Origin of the sequence: Citrobacter sp. Cpo045, from assembly GCF_030332875.1 — a bacterium.
GTDB lineage: Bacteria > Pseudomonadota > Gammaproteobacteria > Enterobacterales > Enterobacteriaceae > Citrobacter > Citrobacter portucalensis.
On sequence record NZ_JAOWGZ010000082.1, the window covers coordinates 19011 to 37964 of the forward strand.

Consider the following 18954-nt stretch of genomic DNA (forward strand, 5'->3'; position numbering starts at 1 on the left):
GTAACTTAATATGAGTGAATGGAACGTATATACTGTTGGCAACATTGAATTTATTTATAATATATTCAATTCCGTTGCCATGTTATTGAATGATGGCACTTACGGATCCTTGTTTAGGATTTCAGCACTCATTGGTGTAATTTGTGTCGTGCTTGCTGCTGCTATATCAGCCGGGAAATCATTATCCCTTTCTCATATGTGTGTGGCCGTCGTGATGTATTACCTGTTTTTCAGTGTATCGATGCGCACCAACATTGAAGATGTTACAACGGGTAAGTTTCGTGCTGTTGATAATGTACCAGCGGGATTAGCCGTTGCCGCATCTGTACTGTCTACTGTTGGGTATGCAACTACCGAGAAGATGGAGCAGGCATTTTCTGTCCCAAGCATGACTGAGTATGGGTCTCTGGATCCCCTTTTCACTCTGGCCACTTTATACGACACATTGAAAACGCCAATGCGCTGGACGGGTCAAACTGGTGCTTACGGTGATCTGGACGCAAGCGTTTCAAACTATGTGAAGAACTGCGTAGGCAACGATATTATTCGTGGGTCTAAAACCTTTGCTTCAATGTATCGCTCTAATCAAGGTGTATCAGGGCTAGCCTCGAACGATTCCTTCCAGCGGGTTGTTATTTACGACAATGTACGTAGCGGCTGGTCTACCAGTACTGAAGAATCTTCAAATGGGGGCTCACTTTATACCTGTTCTGACGCGTACACGAAACTTAAAGGACTCGCTACCCAGAACGCTTCTAGCCTGGACTCAGCTTTTGCCAGCTCTTATACCGCATCCGGGCGCACTTGCGGTGGTGCGCCATGCTCAGGTTCAGGAAAAGCCCAGGAAGTACTGAATTTCTTCAACATAAGTGGCACTGATATTCGTGATTTCCAATTGATGTTGGTCATGTACCCTCATTTCAGGGAACTGCCAATGTACGGACTCGAAAGCTCATTTCGTGGTACTGCTGCTGTAACTCGCGCCCAAACCATGACTCAACAGGCATTCCAATGGTCTTCTTCTGGTTCATCATTCTTGAGCTGGATGGGTTCATTTATGCCGATTTTCCAGGGAATAATATACGCACTCGCACCATTTATGGCCTTCCTTTTCGGTCTGGGTATTATGGGTTTGCGACTGGTGATGAAGTACTTCCTCGTTATCATCTGGACATGGACTTGGCTTCCCCTCGCAGCGGTCGTCAACATGTATGTGTTAAACAGTATCCGTGATACGTCAAGCCAAATTCTTGTCAGTTCGGGTTCTGGCGGACTTAGCTTTGCTCAGCTTTATCAGCTCCTGTTTGAGACTCAAAAAAGTATAGGTCTTGCTGGTAATTTATACGCGATGATCCCGGCCCTGGGTGGATTCATTGTCTGGGGCAGTTCTGTTGCCTTTAACTCTCTTGCAAGCTCAGCAGCAGCACCTTCAGCTGCCGATACTAAAACTCTCGCACCTGATGTCACCAACGCTCCTGCGATAAACAGTCGTGGTTCCGATGTTGAATTTAACCCAACACAAGGAACTATCATGGGTGGGTCTTCTGGCACTCTCCCTGCCATTGACATGAAAAAGGTCGCTACTCACAACCTGTCCAGCGCTAAGCAAGAACTAGATTCAGCATCCAGTTCCTTGACTGCCCAATCTGGAGCAATGATTAGCCAGGTGGCCAGTAACATGAATTCTGGTGGACATTCGCAAGTTTATAGTGACGCTTCCAATGCAGCATTTGCCAGCCTGAGCAGCTCAGATCGTGCCCTTGTCAGTTCTGTGGCTAAAGAACAAGGTATTTCTGATATGCAGGCGCTTGTCTCTATCGCCAAAGGTGATGTGAGTGTCGGTGGCGGTGCGGGAAGTTCAAGTGCTGGTGTTGGTGTTAAAGGTGGAATGTCACGTTCAGAGGCAGAAAGCAGTGGCCTGAGTAATGACAACAGTGCTAAGTACGGTTCTACAGACAGCGCCTCGTCGCACAAAATAGACAGTGCGACCCAGTCACGCATCGTCAATACCGCAGCAAGTGCGATGTACCAGTCCTTATCGCAAGAAGGTGAGAGTTCTCAATCGACTCGTTCTTTTGCTGAGGCAAATCAAAGAATGCAGTCCGCACAAAAGAACTTCCAGGAAGCAAACTCCTTCGTTTCAAGTACCTCAATGGGCCAGACAATGAATGCTGCGCAACTTGCTACAGCCATTGGTCGTAATCATGATGCACAAGCAACATTGACTCAAACCCTCGCGGCGCACCCGGAACTGTCCAGCAAAATCGCCGGTGATGCAGCGAGCCTGACCTCTTTAGGTATGACTCACGAAGACGCGCATACCTTTGCTCAATTCAAAGCAGCCAGTGAACTTGGTGTTGCCGGTGCAGTAGCTGCCAAAGCCGGGTTCATTAACGCTGATTCCAGCCCAGTACTGACGACAACTGCATCTGAGCAATACCGTGGCGTGAGTGGTGGAGCTGAAAGCGCTGGTGGCCGCGCAGTTGCTGGTGCAGCGGACGTTGGCAACTCCGTTAATGCAGTAACAGGCCGATCTTACGGAGCGCTTGGTGAAGCACATGCGTCATCGTCTGATGGTTATGGGCAAGGCCAGGTTAATACTGTCGGGGGACAGAATAGCGGTGCAGTTGAGCAAATTCACAAGGGAAATGAGGGTGAAGTCATGACGAAAGCGGGTAACACCGCCGCAAATGATTTCGAAAACAACCACTATAATCTTGGCGGTATTACTGGCGATTTTAATAAACTCGTTTCTCATGTCAGTAATGCGTTCAAAGAAAGCCCGGTATATGAACAGGTACATGATCAGGCCAGAACCATCGCTGGGGAAATTCCGCTTGGTGGAGATGCAAACCGCGAAGCGGCGCGAGATTCTATTGTGAACTACTACGCCATGACTAAAGCTGGAGCGTCTGAGCAACAACTTTCCCAGGCCCGCAGTGACATGATGGCACGTATTCAACTCGCGACGGGTGGTGAAAATGACAATGGAACGGTTATGGGCGGAAATACTGCTCTTGCCCGTGGTATTGCAGCCCGTATTGATAATGCCGGTTTAGACCGTTCAGCCAATGATGGCTCCATTATTCAACAGGCTACTACTGCACTGAATACCGATCGCCAAACCCACGAATACAACACCGGTGGCATGGCCAACAACCTTGGAGGGATGCATCAGGCATCAAATGGAGGTTCTGCTGTGGGTGATGGCGTCCCTTACGCGATGGGAACCCACAACCAGGGATACGGCGAGGCTGAGACAATGACCGTTAATGCCCAAGGTGCTGAAGGTCATAATGGTTTAAACCAGAACTCAAACTATGGTGGGTCTGAGACAACAAACATTAATACCCAAGGCGCTGGTGGTCATAGTGATTCAAATAACGGAGGTACAATGTTCAGTGATCCGCCACCTGCACGTGCAACCCAGTCGCATCAGGAGTATGTACCTGTGCATCCACGTAATAAAGAGAACAATGGAGGTCATAGTGGTGGAAATGACGACATGATAATTTCATCGAGTAAGTGATTCGCAATAAAGCCCTGCAATCTTGCAGGGCTCTTATGTGGTCACGAACATGTATACGACAGGAAGGCTCAGTAAAGAATAGAGCAGAATATAAAACTCCCACATACGCTCACATTTGCTCTTGAACGTTCTGCCATTTTTTCCACGTCCCCTCTTACCATTTCCACCACCATAATCTGAATCGCTTGGCCCCGATAATGGGATAAGGCCAGTAATACCAAACATGTCCATAAGTACCTCCAGTCGGTAATATTCAAGACGCTGAAAACACCCTCGTTTTGCCGTCCTTCTTTATTGTCTGAAACCAGTCTGTTTAATACGCTGCCTGCTTAATCCTTCATTTTAGTAGCTTCGCATAGAAATGCTGGCTGACGAAATTTAGTTACCGAGATCTCTGATTTCATAATCAGTAACCACGACAAAGGTGATCATAGAATGAAAAACCTTTTCCGCAAAAAATGGTTTTACAGACCACTCTGCACAATAACGATGTTATGTCACCTTGGTGTTGTATCCTACGTGCCGTATGCCTTTTCAGCAACGACCCAGGAAAACGTTACATCTGCCACTAATTTCTATAAAACACTGCCGCAAGTTTCAGCTACGTCAAATGGTACGGTTCAGTATGGAAAAGGCCAGGCCGTTGATTTGAACTCTGCTTATCCAAATCAAGGTTCATCAACTTCACTGGATAGCCTGAAAGGAACCTACGGAGATGACAGCAACACGCTAAAACTGGGCAATACAACCAACGCCAATCTGAAAACCGAAAATTCACTGCGCGGCGAAGCTTACCGAACGCTGGTGGGCTCAACGAAAACTACAGCAAACATTAAACCTGATGATTCCATCTTTGATGGCCATAAAGACTTCCTGGAGAATCAGGATAAGTACATGCAAGATCTTGGTGATTGTTCTATGACCAAGACCATGACGAATAAGGACACCGTCAACCATATCCCTGATTATCGCGAATGTACCCGTACCACAAGTGTCAGCGGCACATTCACCCTCTACCATCCTTACGTTGCCGGTATGCTCTCGCATTATAGTGGCGCGGCGAACATCGGTTCTTGCGGCACTAACTGCATCGAACTCTGGCTCGGGACTGTCGGTGATAACTACTGGGACGGCAACTGCACAATATTTGAACAGGCAATGGCCGTCACTGTCTACAATCCCCAGGCAGTTACCAGCGCCAAGATCATCAGGGCTAAATGGGATGATTACATGCAGATTTATGTCGGTGGTACAGATAGGGGTAGTTTGGTTTGGGCAGGGCCAAAAGGTTTAAACGTCTTCCCGCCAGAGACATCAGGAGCCTGTGAATTAAAAACAAGCTGGGATCAGTCGATTAATGTAGATGTAACAGCACAAATCCGAAATACCCCCCAAAATGGCGTTCTTAATTTCAAAAACCGTGTGTCAGTGACTGGCAGCGGCGAAGGTTATGCTCTCATTTATATTTACTTTGACCCAAACAAAATTATCTCGGATAACGCCTGGACTGTTGATAAACCTGAACAATTCGATACGTTGCTGAAGGCCATCAACGCCGGGTATTGCCAGAATTACACGGTAACCTGCCGCGAGACAGTCATTCCTGATGCAAATGGGTGCGCAACCATAAATGGCGCACGTATCTGCGAAAACCAGCTTGCTAAGCCGCCGATCGGAGGTCTCTCACCTTTCTGTAAGTCTGCAACGGTAGTTTCCAACTGCGGAACCGACGGTGGCGTTAACAATACTTGCAAGCAGTACGATGCAAACACTGCATGTAAATTCATTAAGTCCACTTGCATAACAGGTGCGGAGGGTGACAAAAATGGGTGCTGGCAGGCAACCGAGGTATGGGATTGCGGAACGGATGTCGTTGTACCCAATACCTCCTCCACCGATACCTATACTTGTCCTGGCGCTGTGCAATGCCTTAATGGGTCTTGCCTACAGCCTTCTGCTGAACCAAGCGGCGATTTCAACAAAGCAGTTGCAACTCTTCAGGCCGCAACTTACGCATTGAATGAAATGAAGTGTGGCGATGATACTGACGAAACCAACCGTTCCTGCACTCTTTTTAAAGGTGAGTCTGCACAATGTAAATCGGCGATGGGGGGATGGGTGGATTGTTGTGATCAGCCCGTAGATGTCAGCTGGATTCAGTATTTGCAGTTGTCCTACTACACTCTAAAAATTGCTGATGCTGTCTCTGTAAAAGCCGGTATGTTCGAACAGGGAAAAGGTATTTTTGACATGGGTTCCGAACTTATGACTAATGCCATCGATACAATAACTCGACCAGCTATTTCCGCTTTCAACAGTCTGGTTGGGTCGGCAGGTACTGAAGCGGCTCAGCAAGCTACAGAAGCAGGTTTGTCCGGTTTGATGAATCAGGCTATAGGAGCGCTGACGAAACAAGTTGCTCAATGGACTCTTGATACCTTCGGCCCTGCTGCGACGAATCTGATATTTGAAAGTGCGGCCTCTGGCGGTGGCGCAGCCGTAACATCGTCTGGCCTGGCTACATCTGTTCAATTGTCGTCAACTATTGTTTCGGCAATATCCGTGGTTGGATATGCTTACATGGCGTACCAGATTGCTAATATACTGGTCAACATCATCTGGGCTTGTACTCCTGATGAATTTAAGCTTGCCGTTAAGAAAGAAACAAAATTGGCCGTGCATATATCCAGCTGGTGTGAAACAAAGTTTCTGGGTGTCTGTATCGAGAAACGGTCAAGTTATTGCACGTTTGATTCTCAGATTGGTCGCATCATTCAGGAACAAGGGAGACCAATGTTAGGTATCGGCTGGGGGGATAAAAAGAACCCGGATTGTCGACCACTGACGTTAGAAGAATTTGGACGGATTGATTTTAACAAACTCGATTTGTCAGAGTGGATTGGTTCACTTTACGAGGCGAAACTTTTACCTAAAGCGTCGGAAATAAATCTGGATAAGATAACCGGTAAAGGAAACGTATTGAATATAGATGGATCTCGCCAGAACTCCCTGGAGCGATTCCAGAGCGGTGTTGACAGTATCGATGTTGATGCGGCGAAATCTAGCACAGAGGCTGTTTTGAAAACTCAATAGCTTTGCAGGATAAGAAGCCCCGACTTTATGTCGGGGCTTTTTTTTTACTTTCTGAACAGGTATTGCTTACCGTCACTGAATACCATTGGTTCATGTTCAGGAGAGCCTGGTAAGAACAGAGCCCGCTGAGCACCCAGTTCTTTACTCATTTCTTTAACCAGACCTACGTTAGAGGCTCGTGTTGCATAGAGGTTGAAGCAGTCATTACCGATAATGAATGTCACCTGACCGCTGGTGCTGATAGGTGGTTTCGGCAACGTTGGAGCTATATCAGCATACGATACCCAATCACCGTTCGTCGCTTTCCGACGAACTGCATTTTCAACAGCACCGCCTTTCCCCTCACACATCCCACCAACTTTGTATCCATCCATCCGGGTTAGTGTTTTCCAGAAAATCGCATTGACCTCACGCTCATTATCTTCCTGAGATTTACCGTTCCATGACGCGACACGCACCACGCCATCAACAATAGCAGTAGGCTGTTGGGCCGTTAAAACAGACAGCACAGGGATGAAAGATGTGTGTGTCGCGAAGCCCGCAGCCACATCGGCCACTCCATTACCTCCCAGGTTGGTTACACCTTTTTCACCAGCCTTAACCGGGGTTTTGAGAGGGACAAGCTGCCCATTGGACGCGAAACCGTTATAGATAAGGTATTGATCGCCAGCATCGGTGATCTGACGTAAATCCATCGCTCGGGCAAATTTCAAAGCATCAGATGGATTGCTGTCAACCGGCATAGCTGGTGGTTGAGAAGCCGCGCAACCAACTAACATCAGCGATACCAAAGCAAGACCAGAGATTTTCTTCATTTTATTTTCCTTGGGACACCAGTAGGTTTGTTATTCAATACTAACCCGACTCATTCACGTGACGAAGTATCCAGGCAATAAAAAAGCCCGTTAAAACGGGCTTTTTTATGAAATTTAACTTAGTCACTTACGAGCTTTCATTTTCAGCTTCTGTATCAGAGCAGAACGGACAAATATGTTTTTTCCGTGGACGGTCACAACTCTGCGGTGAAATAAATGAAAGATCGCAACGGTAACACCTTACCATACGTATTTCTTCAGCTCGAAAATCACGAGCAAGAGTCCAGGCCTCGTTGGCATCAATCATCATTTTCGAGGCTTCTTCCGGGCGGAATTTAAGGTTTAGTTCCCGGTAGATTTCGAACGCACTCACCACATCAACGATGTTGTCACTGTTGTTTGGGTCTTTCGAACGACGCAGATAGATGCTCATAAAATTGGTTGCCTCAACCTTTTTATGTGTCGTATTGAGCAGCGTCTCTGAATGTTTAAGTCGTCCGATTGATACATCACTCAGATGGAACTCTTTTCGCAAAAAATCAATAACACGGTCACTTGCATTAAGCGAATGCACAATGATCTTTCTACGAAATCCTAATTTTACCATTTTCTGTGTTAAAGCAAATTTATCTTCATCCCGGACAAGAGCAGCCTTCATAATCAATTACTCCAATGAGAATAGCGCGACTGTAAGTAACCTGTTAATTCTAAGGTTGGGTTGGGGGCTCCAATAACTGTACTGAAGTCACAATCTACTAAATCGGCAAATGGACGAATAGGTTTAAAATATATTTTGCCGGTTATGATTGCATCGATTGTTTGTGCATCATCCATACGTTCGACAAGCTGTACGGTTTTTTCATTATCAAACCAGTAGAACGTTTGGGCAACAGTCCCCGTATTAATGAAAACACGAACACTGAATACCAGCAGGGCAAGCCGTAGGATGTATGAGTCATGACGAACGAATTTTTCTACCTCAGTAGATATCTTGCGCTCGGGATCATGACAGATATTAAAGATGGGCAAGTCATACTTCTCCATCGATAAAGCGAGCTTGGCCTGATTAGATTTCTCTATCAAAAATTCCCGGTCTCCTTCTGCTAACTCAAAAGGGCTTTTATACAACGATTGCGCACGGGTAATAATTGAGATGGCAGTCTGTAGAAAATACAAATTTTGATTAATCATTTTCGATAAGCCTCTTCCATACGCGTAATACGCGCTGACCATATTCACGAGCCTTGCCTTCCAACTTAGGGTTTTGAGTGTTGTATCCACCTATCGCCAGTTCTATATCGCCAGGGTTAGCTTTGATGGCTGCACACAAAGTCTTTGCCCCGATTCGGATGTTTGTATCGACATCCAGGAGTTCTTCAGGATGGTTAACATACTGTCCGTTCCAACGAAAATTAATTTGAACGATTCCAATATCTGTTACCGGAGTGGCTGAGAGATAGCGGGCTAGCGCTCTCTTTGCATCTTCATAACTTGTCGGGTAATACGACCCATAAACATAGTTGTTCAATGCCCAGGGGCTGGGAACAACATACCCCTTGGTTCCTGCATTATTTTTACTCTCGGTGAGTGCCACCGCGTAGAGAAGGTACGGATCGAGGCCACACTCTTTCTGGGAATGCTTTTCCCAAGAAGTGCCACGAAGATCTACAAGCCTGGCGTTCGTACTCGTGCAGTAAGCAGCACATAGTAAAGCGAGCACCAAACTCTTCGTTGCTATCTGCATTTCCCCTCCCCACAAACCCTACAACGGCATCAACTTATGCGAACACGCCTTGGTGTAACCTTTTCATTAACGCCGCTATCTTGATTGTCGCCTGTCTCCCCAACGCCCGATTTATCTCCAGGATTGGGATCCGGTATTTTTCCAGCAATCTCAGGCTTACTGGTAAGGTTCGCCGTCGATAACTGGTCATCTTTAACTTCGAACTCTTGAATATCACTGCCCACACAAAATGGCGGGCCTGTATTGACTATATCGTTGCTAACCACGTGACGAAATTTTGGTTCAGTGTCCTCATTTACTTTGGGTAAGTGGCCGTCTCTCTGACTAGTCATCAGACCAGTCTCATTTTCTGTATTCGGCCCACGGACTGATTTCTTCTGTTCTGATTTACGTTTTTTTGAAGTCTCACGGACGATACCGGGTATAAAACTGTCACCTGCTAGCAATGCTCGGTTTGCCAGCGCCAATAGTGAACTGCTGCGCTGGCCAGACTGTTTTGATTCCAGATAATTAATCAGCTCTGGAAACAGTATTGGATTAATCGTCACTCGAACTTGCATGAAACCCCCTTTGCTCAATCATCGCCGTAAAGCATCAAGTCAACGCCATAGTTCCAGAAACCAATGGCATTACTGGCAACAGGCAACGGGCTCGATACGATCCTGGCTCGGGGGAATTCTTCTCGTATGGTCTGTTCGTAGAACCTTGTCCCACCACCGGCAGCTGCAATGATATGGACTGGCCCGAGAACCCTTGTCGATTTTCGCAACTCTTTGACTACATCACTGGCGATGGAGGGAATAGCTTCTTCAAGCAGAGGACGTAGGGAAATGTGGCGGAACCCATTAAAGAAAGACTGCTCATTGTTACGGAGAGCGATTTCAATAATTTCTGGTAGATCATCAATTCGCTCTTCCGGGTTATCGGCATTAAGGCGGTTCACAATGCTTTCGATAATTGCACTGGTTGCTTTTAATGATGAACCTGAAGAGCCTGATACCCTGCTTCCGCTCTTAAAGGCGATGTAGTCCATCGAGAAGAAGCCAGGGTCAACCACGAGAATGGTCGACTTCTCTAATTCTTCCTGACTGATAAGGCCCGGTTTGTTAACGATGTCATTGATGACACCAACGCCCTGCTGAAGAACGAGGCATTTTTTAACAGTCACTGTTTTTCCTGGCGCAATAGTAAACGTACCGGTGAGCCTCGCAGTCAGTTTCGCGCGTTCACTTTCATTAGCAAGACGGACAGGTAAACCAGTTACTACCAGGTCGATTTCATTGCCTGCTTTAGCAGTGATTTTATCCAGTGAGGCCAGATATAGTGCCAGGTACATTTCTGTCATGTGGTAACGGTCATGCAGCTCACGCGCATCGGGGCGTTCGGTAAAAGCCCGCCATTCTTTACCTCCTGGGTACACCAACACTTCATGTTCGCAGCTACGCTTTACCAGCCGCACATCATCTACTGGCTCATTCGTAGCGTAGGCCGGATAAATACTGACTGTGGGTTTGTCATCCGCTGAATCCCCTACAGCAATTTTTACATTGCTGTATCCAATATCAATTCCGCAGACAACCAATTTGTCATTGCTCATTCGTTAACCCTGCAAGTTAAAAATGAATTACTGCCACTCCGATAACATTTGAGCGCCAAAAAGGGGTTCGCACTAACGTAAAGAAAGGTGGCCTCCCTCTGTCAACGTCGGGAATTAACCGTTAACAAGTTGTAACATGGTATTCAAACGATCATCGATTACCATTTTTTTTATCGGCAAAACGTCCCCATTTTTGACATTAATAATGGCTAGATACGGACGTTTAAAATGTCAGATATGTACATAAATGCTGCATGAAACTGGACGTCATATATGGCTAAATCCGGCCCTAAAAACCTTAACCCCTAACCTAAATCAGACTGAGGAAATTAGGTGGTAATGTATGAGGGCAACACATTTAGATTGGCTTTCCGCCTGGGGATTTCGCGGAGTATATATACTAAAAACACATGCTTCGGTGAGGTGAATTAAGGTATGTTGTGGCGATTACTCAAGGGTACACTTCGTGAAAATTTTACTTAAGCACAAGTTATAATTTCACTTAAATATGCATATCTCCCCTTCACTTCCCCCCCAAAAAAACTCTCTCAAACTAGTATATATACCTACAAAATGTGACATAAATCACTATGAAGTTACTGTGATTTAGGATTGATCCTGAAGACGGAGGGAGGTGATGGAAGTTTCAGCTGCGTTTGCCATTGTATTCTCCAGAAAGGTAACAAAAAGTGGAAAAGCCAGAAACATAAGTTTCTGCCATATCATATAGCGACTCTACATAATCGTTTACTAAGAGGTTTGTGCAGCGGTGGGCGTCATCCCGTTAATCGCCTCTACATTAGGGGAAGTAAGTTTCCATTATATTCCCCAGAAACCTATTAAAAATCAGAAATGCCCAGAAACGTAGTTTTCTGCCATATCATATAGAGATTGGCAAACTGCTTGATTAAAATAAAATGGCTTGATAAAAGTACCCGTACAGATAGATATTAATAGCTCAATCACCAGATTGCCATTGTATTCTCCAGAAACATGCAAAAAATGAGAACACCCAGAAAGATACTTAACTGGAGAATCAATCTTTCCTGTTTTGGAACTGAAAACTAAAAATCGAACCTGAAAAGGAGTTTTCTCTTTCTCCAGAAACATAGAGTTCTGGCGTAATAATAGAGATTCTCTTTTTTGGGGTTAAGTCCTAATCAAAAAACATCGAGGTGGTTTTATGCAACTCGTCGGGTACATCAATGATCTGGAAAAGGCTCGTGATGCGGTTGATTCAGCCGCAGAACTTCTGTTTAACGAGGCCAATAGTCTTCGGGAGGAATACTGGGACAAAGCTATTGCTGATGACGAGAAGGCACGGTACAGCTTTAACGTAACCAGGCAAGGAACAACTATCAGGATCCGCTGGGCCAGATTGACACCTTTGCGCAAAGCTGGTGGAGGCATTGATCGTGTCGTTCCCAAATACCTACCTCTCAACAAAGGCGAATCATATCCACCAGCGAAATTTAAGGATGCAAGCCAGCGAGAACTTGCGCTTATCGAACTGTATGAAGGTCAGCTTATTTGGTTGCGTGATGAGTTACGAAAAAACCGTGCAATTCGGCAGGCACTTTCACTTCGAATAACTCACCTAAGAAAACAGCTTTAGAAATACAAACCGCTCTGGAGTAAACATAACGGATATACATGAATACCAGGCGATGACCTGGTATTTTTGTTAGTGAGCCTTCAGGCGATCTGTTAGTGAGCCTTCAGGCGATAGCGGACTTATCGCGGCGGAAATGAATCAGGATGATCGCAATATGATCGCGAGTGTTTTCGCCCGGGTATGATCGGGTGGGAATGCAGCGGACTATTTCGCGGGCGCGAATATGGAAGGTAAACAAAGCGGAAGCGATAGCGTCGGTTTTCTCTATTTTTACATCGGGAGGTTGAGCATGGTAATAATCAAACCGCACGATGTCGGAGGAAAGATGAATTTCCTCCGGGGGTTTTTATGGGCAACCGGAGGTTGCCCTGGTTTTAATCGCCGGGGAAAACCAAAAGTGAATAACCAACATGGTTTTCCTCCGGGGGTTTTTGTCGCGGCGAGTACCGCTTAGAAATTGTGATCGGCTATCGAAACGGACAATATGAAGTCGATACCCTCGTTCGGAATAACTTCCCTCCCGATACACGCGTAAACAAAACGAAACCATTAACAAATTATCGCTCAGATTATCAAAGTGGATCATCTCCGTCTCATACCAGCCAAATTCCCTTGTAAACCGATCTGTATTCGCAAAAGGATCCGTTATTGGGATAAAACCACGCCAGAATCGCCTCAGAACGATTCTGAGCTTATCCCCCTGGTATTTTCACGATCGGATTGATTAAAACGCGCCTGAGCGTTTTGAGCGCGTTTTGTAGATCGACATATCTGTAAATTTCCTGAGTATGGTTTGGCTATGCCCTGATTTTGTTCCGAACGGGGAAGCCGTTATGATTAGGTCTGAATGTAAAGCACTTGTAGAGGTGATGCGGTATGAGTCACGAGCGCATTGAGGTTTTTGGTGATGGAGGCAGCTGGATAGCCGAAAGGCTTAAGTCATTCAGGTTAACGATCTTGGGTCAAAGTGAGTCGTTGTCTATCGTCAGGAACCCGACTGACAATTCTGCCTGGGTGACTCACGATGATACCGGCCTTGTTTTATGTCCCCTCCATGTTGATGGTTCGTTGGCCCCGGATATCGCTGAAGCTACTGAGACGGTGGAGAAATACATCTCCCGAGTGAGCCCTGCGGGAATATCAGCACGGATAAAGCAAGCCCGTAACCACCTGGATAGAATTGCCGCACCGGTAGACTCACGTTCTGCGGCAGCACTGTTAAGACGTGGCGGAATCCCGATTCTCTCACTGCGAACCACGGAATATCTGAAGTGGTACGAGTTGTTAGCGAGACTGGCGAAAGGTCAGGCTCTGTCACCATCCATCTGGGTGGATAACTACCTTGCCGGTGATACACCAGAAAGTGCATGGGCTAATGGACGCGGACTCTATGAGTTAATCAACAATGGGAATATGACATCAGCCAATACGATTTTCCCGGTCTGGTATTCTGTAGCTCTCGCACTGGGAAGATTCACAACAGAAGAACTACCTGTGATGAACGCCTGGCCGAGCTATTGTGATGGAACCCGTGTGGAGAGTTTTATCCAGTTGTATCGTGATTAATTCTTATTCATATGTCATATGATTAACGCTAAAGAAGATCTGCGGTAAGTCTGGCCGTTACCCGGAACCCCGGGACAGACCGAAACTTGCTTTCGGGTTGTCTCGGGGTTGGCCGAGCGAAGCGCTGGCAAGCACCACACCTATTTTGAGGAGAAGCCAATGTTAATTTCGTATAAGAGCAAATTGAAATTAGGATCTATCGCACTATGTTCATTTGGTGTAGGTATGGGCGTTATGCTATCAAAAACCGTTCCACTATCTTTAAGCGCTGTAGTAGTACTCGCCTTTTTCTGGTTACTCTCAATCATTTGTTTAGGGGTTGCTGCTTTCTTTTGTTCCGATTGAAATTGTGTAGTTCATACAGTACCCCGAATAATCCCCGCCTTTGTCAGTAGATAACCGTGAGGCAGACCGAAACTTGTTTTCGGGCTGTCGAGGGGTTGGCCGAGCGAAGCGCTGGCAAGTACAGACCATATTGTTCCCCCTGCATTTCTCATCGCTAAATTCTTTCTTGAAATATCGTCAGATTCCCTGTTTGTCACCCACCAGCCTCATGTTGTTATTGACCTAACTGCCATTCAATGGGAAGCAACAATGTTTAATTTAATCGCGAAGGCTAAAGAAGCAGGTTATCAATTCTGGATCAGTGCCTCCAAGGTACTGACAGTTACTACCGGAACCGAGATGGGGCTGACGATTATTAAAACTGTAACTGATATTAACCCTTGCTTGCTGGTGGCGGAGTTAATGAACCTTGGGATCACGTTATCCCCAGATAATAATTATTTCTGCTGGTTGGATAGCGAAGGTGTCCTTTGGGCCGTTGACCGCCACCATCTCTATCGAGGAAATACAGGGGAGCATGGGGTAAACTGGGATGTCGTCTATCATCACGGCATGGTAATTAATACCCCTGAGCAGGCATCCATCCTTTTCAAAATTCCCCACATTGGGCGCTTTACTGCCACTGTAATGTATAGCGCTGGCTATACACCCGACTGGGCTCTTCCAGCCTTTGTTGATTTTTCTGGTGAACCGGATCATGAAACAATACTGTCGTGGTTATCCGAGGTAGGCATTCGTAATGCAGGAATGCATCTCGAAGATATTGAGTTTCTTTCTGTTGAAGAAAATCCCGACGCTTATATCTCTCTTTAATGAGGTCTCTGTATGTCAAACGTTAAACCTTATTCCTGGGTAGTTCGCTTCGATGTTGCTCCTCAGTGGGTAGCTGACGGCTTTATCATGACAGATACCACAGCTCTCGAAATGCTATCTGATGTTATCAACTATGCAAACGATCACGAACTTGCCGCATTGGTTATTTCAGCACCCGATGCAGAAAGAATTTCCGAGGAGCAAGGCTATTTGGCTTCTAACAATGCGGAGCTAATGCGTCAGGTGCTAATCGGCTCACCGCAGGCATATGCTAAAGCATCTGTGGCAAATACCCTGCTAAAGGCTATAACCGCACTTGAGCAAACGCAGGATAATAAGCAGGTCGTTAAAGAACTGCATTCCAGCCTCGCTTTACTGACGGGCAATAAGCCTATTTCGGACATTATCTGGTTTCCAACCCCAGAATAATTCTTTCATAAAGAGCTTAAATCTTTAGCTCATTTATTTATGGATTTTCTATTCGTCAGCCACCCAGCGTGTGTTTAACTGAAGTTAGTAAACAAAACGAAAAACATACGCGGGGTGATTTATGAATACTGCAATTCATCAAGTACGAAATAACGTTCGTCGCACTACATCTGCACGTCCTGTTTGTTATCCAGTTCGCCCGCAGACAGAGAAAGAACTTTTTTCTGTAGGCCGCAGCCTCTGGTATCGCTACACCACTTCATTTGGCCCGTGCCGTGAAGTTCACCATCATCATGTGCAGCAGCTTGCACACCTGGTGGGTAAATCTGTTGGCTATGTTGAACATGCCATTAATCATTACCTCACGCATTGAACGAGGCGGCTTAATATGTCTACTCAAATCTATTGTGCGGTGCTTCGCCATTTCATGATGATGGCTGCATCCTCCCAGCACTCATTGATTGTGCTGAAGCAATTATATAACGCAGAGATTTCATCGAAAGCTCACCTGGCCGGTCTCTCCGTGTCCGAAGCTGAAGCGCTCCTGGCTCTACCATCCACCAGCTGGCGCAAACGCGATGATGTAATTCATGAGCTGAACATTCGCCTTAAGCAACTCACTAGCGTAGCCACACCGCCAGCTCAACAAGTCGCAAACTGAAGGAGTCTATAACATGCTGCCATTTCTCATTTTGCTGTTCTGCTCATCGCCTGAGACGGCGCGAATGATCCTAATCTACGCTACCGATGAATCTGCGGCCCGCCTCCAGGCGCTTGAAGATTTCGCACGTCTGAATGATTCGGGTTTTGCTGCTTCCGCCCAAACCCCATATGAGTGGGAGAATCCTCACGGTGACCAGCTCTTTATTGAGTCGGTATACCCGGTTCCATCCGGCGATTTATCTGCTATCCGCCGTATGCTCGGGGATGACGATGCCCCATATACCGACAAGCACCTTATTGCCGGTTTACTGGAGGACAGCCGACGTATCCAGATGATTGAACCGAATGCCGGTACTCTTTCTCGTATTGCTCAGGCAGAGCAGTACCTTCAGTAGACTTGTGTTCCGACCGCCCACCAGCAGGTGGGCTTCGGGCTAATTTCCTGTACGAGGTATGTATGCAAGGTACACCACGCTGGTGGCAGAACGGTCGTCGGGTGCAGGCCGTTCTCGCAGAGAATCAGACCGCAGATGTAAGGCTCAATATCGGCCCAGAAAATGACTTCTGGTTTACTGATGATGGTAATAATCCTGTTGCTGTGCTTAGGGTTATCGGCCCGGTCTGTCCACTGGATCCGCTAAAATTCACCTCCAGTATCACTGATGTCCTTCCTGAAGATGTCCATAGCTATAAAAAAGCCCTTCAGGAACACCAGATGATAAACCGGCCTGTCTCGTTCTATCTTGCACTTGCCGATGCCTGGTTGCTTGTTAACGAACAGCAGCCGGTTTACCAGTTCCGCATCCGAAACCAGTACAACGGCATGACTACTGAATGGAATTCCGTTGCCCGGGACAAAGTCATTGAAGTGATTAAGATGCAGCCGGAAACCGCTGAATTCCGGGTTCTCGTCCCATCGGCTCCTGAGCCTGCTGCGAATGCCCGGCAGTTGATCTCAGAAATTGAAGGTCTGCGTGAAGCTATTGGGAAACTCTACCCGGCAAATACTGATGTACGTCGTATTGCCAGAAACAGCGGCTGGATGCATGTATACGACGACACCAATGCCAAAATGAACTTTGCAGACAATGCCAGAAATACCCCTTATCTCGATGCCTTTGTGACTCAACTGCATCTCTTCCTCACAGATGATCGAGAGTAGATGTAAAACCTCCCTGAATCTTTCTGCTCTAACCAGCGCTGTCATATAGCATTTTTTTGACGGCGCTGCCGGTTGCGCTTTTATCAAACATGGTAAATACATTGTTTCATGCTGTCTGGCTCCCGGGCGCGGAGTTATCGTTGATGGAACCAAGTTGAGATATTCGAAATGAAAAGACCAACGGCACATAAAAATGACCGTCTGCCGGTGCGAAGATCTAACCCTACAACGCCTCAAGCAAGAGAGCGCGTTATTGCCGGGCTGGTGGCCTCAGCTACATCTGACTTCGTCTACCTCGTTCAGTGGCTGAAATCAGGAAAGCAGAACGGTGACCCTCTACAGCTATCCAGATGGGATAGCCTGAGAAATGCAATAAGCCACCTTGAGACGCTTGATGCTGGTGTACAACCTGACTGGCGCAAAGTCCTCACCCTGGTGTCGCGGGAAATTCATACCAGCCATAATGTCCAGGCGGTTGTTACTCCTCCGTCTAAAATCGCCGGTGGTATACTCAGCAACCTTAACGACATCAGCCAGAAGATAGCGACCGGGCTTGCTTCCCCTGACATGCTCGGCAGGCTCGATTATATGCTTCAGTTGACCGCAGGCCTGGCAGGTGGTGATGATCTGGCGCAAAGCATCCGTAAGGTTTCAGACAGTGCAGAAAAAGCCCTACGTGGTTATGACAAGCCGCAGGCAAAGGCCAAAACGCCTAAACCGGCCCCACCAGCTCCTGCATTCCGGGATGATCAGACGTTCAGGCAAGAGTGTGCGCCACTGATTGGGGTTGATGACCTCTTTGTTCTGGCTAATTGCCTTATTGCGATGTCCGCCCGCCTGGGCCGTTCTCCTGTCAGCCTAGCGAAACGCGCAGCGGGTTTAAAAGGTGTGATTAAACCCGATATGCTGGCTGACCTGCTGGAGCTCTTACAGCAGGACGTGGATCTGACCGCCCTGGCCCCGCCACCCAGGGTTAAAGACGATAATAGCCGCAGTGATGGAGGTAAGCTCGTCGGTTTAACCGGGGTCGTCGAAGGTGGCGCGTCAATCGGTGCTGAAGCGCAGCGTATCATCACCGCAGAACTGAAGAAGCACTCACCGCTCACTTCGGCGCAGCGCGTATCTTTCGATACCGCCCGTGCGGGTCTGGCGCTGGAGAGCGATACATTCCGGGTTATTGAAGAGATCAGACGTATTGCAGCATCACTCAACTGGAGACCGCTGGCTGTCGCGGCCCATGCCGCGCATAAATCGCCTGGTATCCGCCCGGAGATTGCCGGGGATGTGATCACGTTGCTGGCGCAGGATGAGGCCTTAACCACCAGCAAGCCTAGCCGTTAAGTACCTGCCGCGCTGACTACAGCTTACCTCGCGATATTGCACCAGCAGCTCAGAAATAATACCGGTATAAACGTCCGCGTTTTGCCGGTATTTTAATTCGCCCTATTTTTAGAATTAGCGATAATAGCGTTGCTTATTACGTATTTTTACACTCAGAAACCTTCGTCACATGAATAGGGTATGGTTCACTGAATAGACAAAGACGTTAAATCTGGTCAGCTACAGAAAGGAGGATTTATGTA

Annotated in this window: 17 protein-coding genes; 11 read left to right on the forward strand and 6 right to left on the reverse strand. The window is 46.9% G+C overall.

Annotated elements, in window-relative coordinates:
* Window positions 1–10 precede the first annotated feature (10 nt).
* Together OGY13_RS06025 and traN are read left to right on the forward strand one after the other, a co-directional pair.
* A complete protein-coding gene (locus OGY13_RS06025) occupies window positions 11–3529 on the forward strand; it encodes a conjugal transfer protein TraG N-terminal domain-containing protein (protein WP_007372249.1) in 3519 nt (1172 codons plus the stop codon).
* Between the two features lie 435 nt (window positions 3530–3964).
* Window positions 3965–6622: a conjugal transfer mating pair stabilization protein TraN gene (gene traN, locus OGY13_RS06030; protein ID WP_007372250.1), complete on the forward strand. Its 2658-nt coding sequence runs from the start codon at window positions 3965–3967 to the stop codon at window positions 6620–6622.
* A gap of 44 nt (window positions 6623–6666) precedes the next feature.
* On the opposite strand, the gene OGY13_RS06035 is transcribed toward traN, so the two are convergent.
* The 6 genes from OGY13_RS06035 to OGY13_RS06060 form a co-directional block, all read right to left on the reverse strand.
* Window positions 6667–7437 (reverse strand): putative periplasmic lipoprotein, encoded by a 771-nt coding sequence (locus OGY13_RS06035; RefSeq protein WP_007372251.1) that lies wholly within the window; start codon window positions 7435–7437, stop codon window positions 6667–6669.
* Between the two features lie 127 nt (window positions 7438–7564).
* Entirely contained in the window at window positions 7565–8095 is a 531-nt protein-coding gene (locus OGY13_RS06040; protein ID WP_007372252.1) for a FlhC family transcriptional regulator, read from the reverse strand.
* A gap of 2 nt (window positions 8096–8097) precedes the next feature.
* Window positions 8098–8628 carry a hypothetical protein gene (locus OGY13_RS06045; protein WP_016241572.1) on the reverse strand — a complete coding sequence of 177 codons (531 nt, stop codon included), beginning with the start codon at window positions 8626–8628 and terminating at the stop codon, window positions 8098–8100.
* On the reverse strand, window positions 8621–9181 hold the full coding sequence (locus OGY13_RS06050; protein ID WP_016241571.1) for a transglycosylase SLT domain-containing protein: 561 nt from the start codon (window positions 9179–9181) through the stop codon (window positions 8621–8623). The genes OGY13_RS06045 and OGY13_RS06050 overlap by 8 nt, the downstream gene beginning before the upstream one ends.
* A 29-nt stretch (window positions 9182–9210) precedes the next feature.
* The gene (locus tag OGY13_RS06055; protein WP_016241570.1) at window positions 9211–9741 is read right to left on the reverse strand and encodes a hypothetical protein; all 531 of its coding nucleotides are present in this window, start codon (window positions 9739–9741) and stop codon (window positions 9211–9213) included.
* A 14-nt stretch (window positions 9742–9755) separates the two neighbouring features.
* The gene (locus tag OGY13_RS06060) at window positions 9756–10778 is read right to left on the reverse strand and encodes a ParM/StbA family protein (RefSeq protein ID WP_286637563.1); all 1023 of its coding nucleotides are present in this window, start codon (window positions 10776–10778) and stop codon (window positions 9756–9758) included.
* 1183 nt (window positions 10779–11961) lie between these two features.
* Between OGY13_RS06060 and mobI the strand changes: the two genes are divergently transcribed.
* The 9 genes from mobI to OGY13_RS06105 all read left to right on the forward strand — a co-directional run bounded on the left by mobI (window position 11962) and on the right by OGY13_RS06105 (window position 18712).
* Window positions 11962–12393 (forward strand): conjugative transfer protein MobI(A/C), encoded by a 432-nt coding sequence (mobI, locus tag OGY13_RS06065; RefSeq protein WP_016241569.1) that lies wholly within the window; start codon window positions 11962–11964, stop codon window positions 12391–12393.
* 975 nt (window positions 12394–13368) lie between these two features.
* On the forward strand, window positions 13369–13959 hold the full coding sequence (locus tag OGY13_RS06070) for a hypothetical protein (protein ID WP_234625563.1): 591 nt from the start codon (window positions 13369–13371) through the stop codon (window positions 13957–13959).
* Between the two features lie 594 nt (window positions 13960–14553).
* Window positions 14554–15117 (forward strand): hypothetical protein, encoded by a 564-nt coding sequence (locus OGY13_RS06075; RefSeq protein ID WP_007372259.1) that lies wholly within the window; start codon window positions 14554–14556, stop codon window positions 15115–15117.
* A gap of 12 nt (window positions 15118–15129) precedes the next feature.
* Window positions 15130–15546: a hypothetical protein gene (locus OGY13_RS06080; protein WP_016241566.1), complete on the forward strand. Its 417-nt coding sequence runs from the start codon at window positions 15130–15132 to the stop codon at window positions 15544–15546.
* A gap of 121 nt (window positions 15547–15667) precedes the next feature.
* Entirely contained in the window at window positions 15668–15919 is a 252-nt protein-coding gene (locus OGY13_RS06085) for a hypothetical protein (protein ID WP_007372261.1), read from the forward strand.
* Between the two features lie 15 nt (window positions 15920–15934).
* Window positions 15935–16207 (forward strand): hypothetical protein, encoded by a 273-nt coding sequence (locus OGY13_RS06090; protein WP_016241565.1) that lies wholly within the window; start codon window positions 15935–15937, stop codon window positions 16205–16207.
* A gap of 13 nt (window positions 16208–16220) precedes the next feature.
* Window positions 16221–16604: a hypothetical protein gene (locus tag OGY13_RS06095; RefSeq protein ID WP_007372262.1), complete on the forward strand. Its 384-nt coding sequence runs from the start codon at window positions 16221–16223 to the stop codon at window positions 16602–16604.
* Window positions 16605–16666: 62 nt separating this feature from the next.
* Window positions 16667–17371 carry a hypothetical protein gene (locus OGY13_RS06100; protein WP_007372263.1) on the forward strand — a complete coding sequence of 235 codons (705 nt, stop codon included), beginning with the start codon at window positions 16667–16669 and terminating at the stop codon, window positions 17369–17371.
* 168 nt (window positions 17372–17539) lie between these two features.
* On the forward strand, window positions 17540–18712 hold the full coding sequence (locus OGY13_RS06105) for a hypothetical protein (protein WP_007372264.1): 1173 nt from the start codon (window positions 17540–17542) through the stop codon (window positions 18710–18712).
* The last annotated feature ends 242 nt before the right edge of the window (window positions 18713–18954 follow it).

Coding starts and splice junctions, on each gene's coding strand:
- OGY13_RS06025 (WP_007372249.1), top strand. CDS start 11: ATGAGTGAATGGAACGTATATACTGTTGGCAACATTGAATTTATTTAT.
- traN (WP_007372250.1), top strand. CDS start 3,965: ATGAAAAACCTTTTCCGCAAAAAATGGTTTTACAGACCACTCTGCACA.
- OGY13_RS06035 (WP_007372251.1), bottom strand. CDS start 7,437: ATGAAGAAAATCTCTGGTCTTGCTTTGGTATCGCTGATGTTAGTTGGT.
- OGY13_RS06040 (WP_007372252.1), bottom strand. CDS start 8,095: ATGAAGGCTGCTCTTGTCCGGGATGAAGATAAATTTGCTTTAACACAG.
- OGY13_RS06045 (WP_016241572.1), bottom strand. CDS start 8,628: ATGATTAATCAAAATTTGTATTTTCTACAGACTGCCATCTCAATTATT.
- OGY13_RS06050 (WP_016241571.1), bottom strand. CDS start 9,181: ATGCAGATAGCAACGAAGAGTTTGGTGCTCGCTTTACTATGTGCTGCT.
- OGY13_RS06055 (WP_016241570.1), bottom strand. CDS start 9,741: ATGCAAGTTCGAGTGACGATTAATCCAATACTGTTTCCAGAGCTGATT.
- OGY13_RS06060 (WP_286637563.1), bottom strand. CDS start 10,778: ATGAGCAATGACAAATTGGTTGTCTGCGGAATTGATATTGGATACAGC.
- mobI (WP_016241569.1), top strand. CDS start 11,962: ATGCAACTCGTCGGGTACATCAATGATCTGGAAAAGGCTCGTGATGCG.
- OGY13_RS06075 (WP_007372259.1), top strand. CDS start 14,554: ATGTTTAATTTAATCGCGAAGGCTAAAGAAGCAGGTTATCAATTCTGG.
- OGY13_RS06080 (WP_016241566.1), top strand. CDS start 15,130: ATGTCAAACGTTAAACCTTATTCCTGGGTAGTTCGCTTCGATGTTGCT.
- OGY13_RS06085 (WP_007372261.1), top strand. CDS start 15,668: ATGAATACTGCAATTCATCAAGTACGAAATAACGTTCGTCGCACTACA.
- OGY13_RS06090 (WP_016241565.1), top strand. CDS start 15,935: ATGTCTACTCAAATCTATTGTGCGGTGCTTCGCCATTTCATGATGATG.
- OGY13_RS06095 (WP_007372262.1), top strand. CDS start 16,221: ATGCTGCCATTTCTCATTTTGCTGTTCTGCTCATCGCCTGAGACGGCG.
- OGY13_RS06100 (WP_007372263.1), top strand. CDS start 16,667: ATGCAAGGTACACCACGCTGGTGGCAGAACGGTCGTCGGGTGCAGGCC.
- OGY13_RS06105 (WP_007372264.1), top strand. CDS start 17,540: ATGAAAAGACCAACGGCACATAAAAATGACCGTCTGCCGGTGCGAAGA.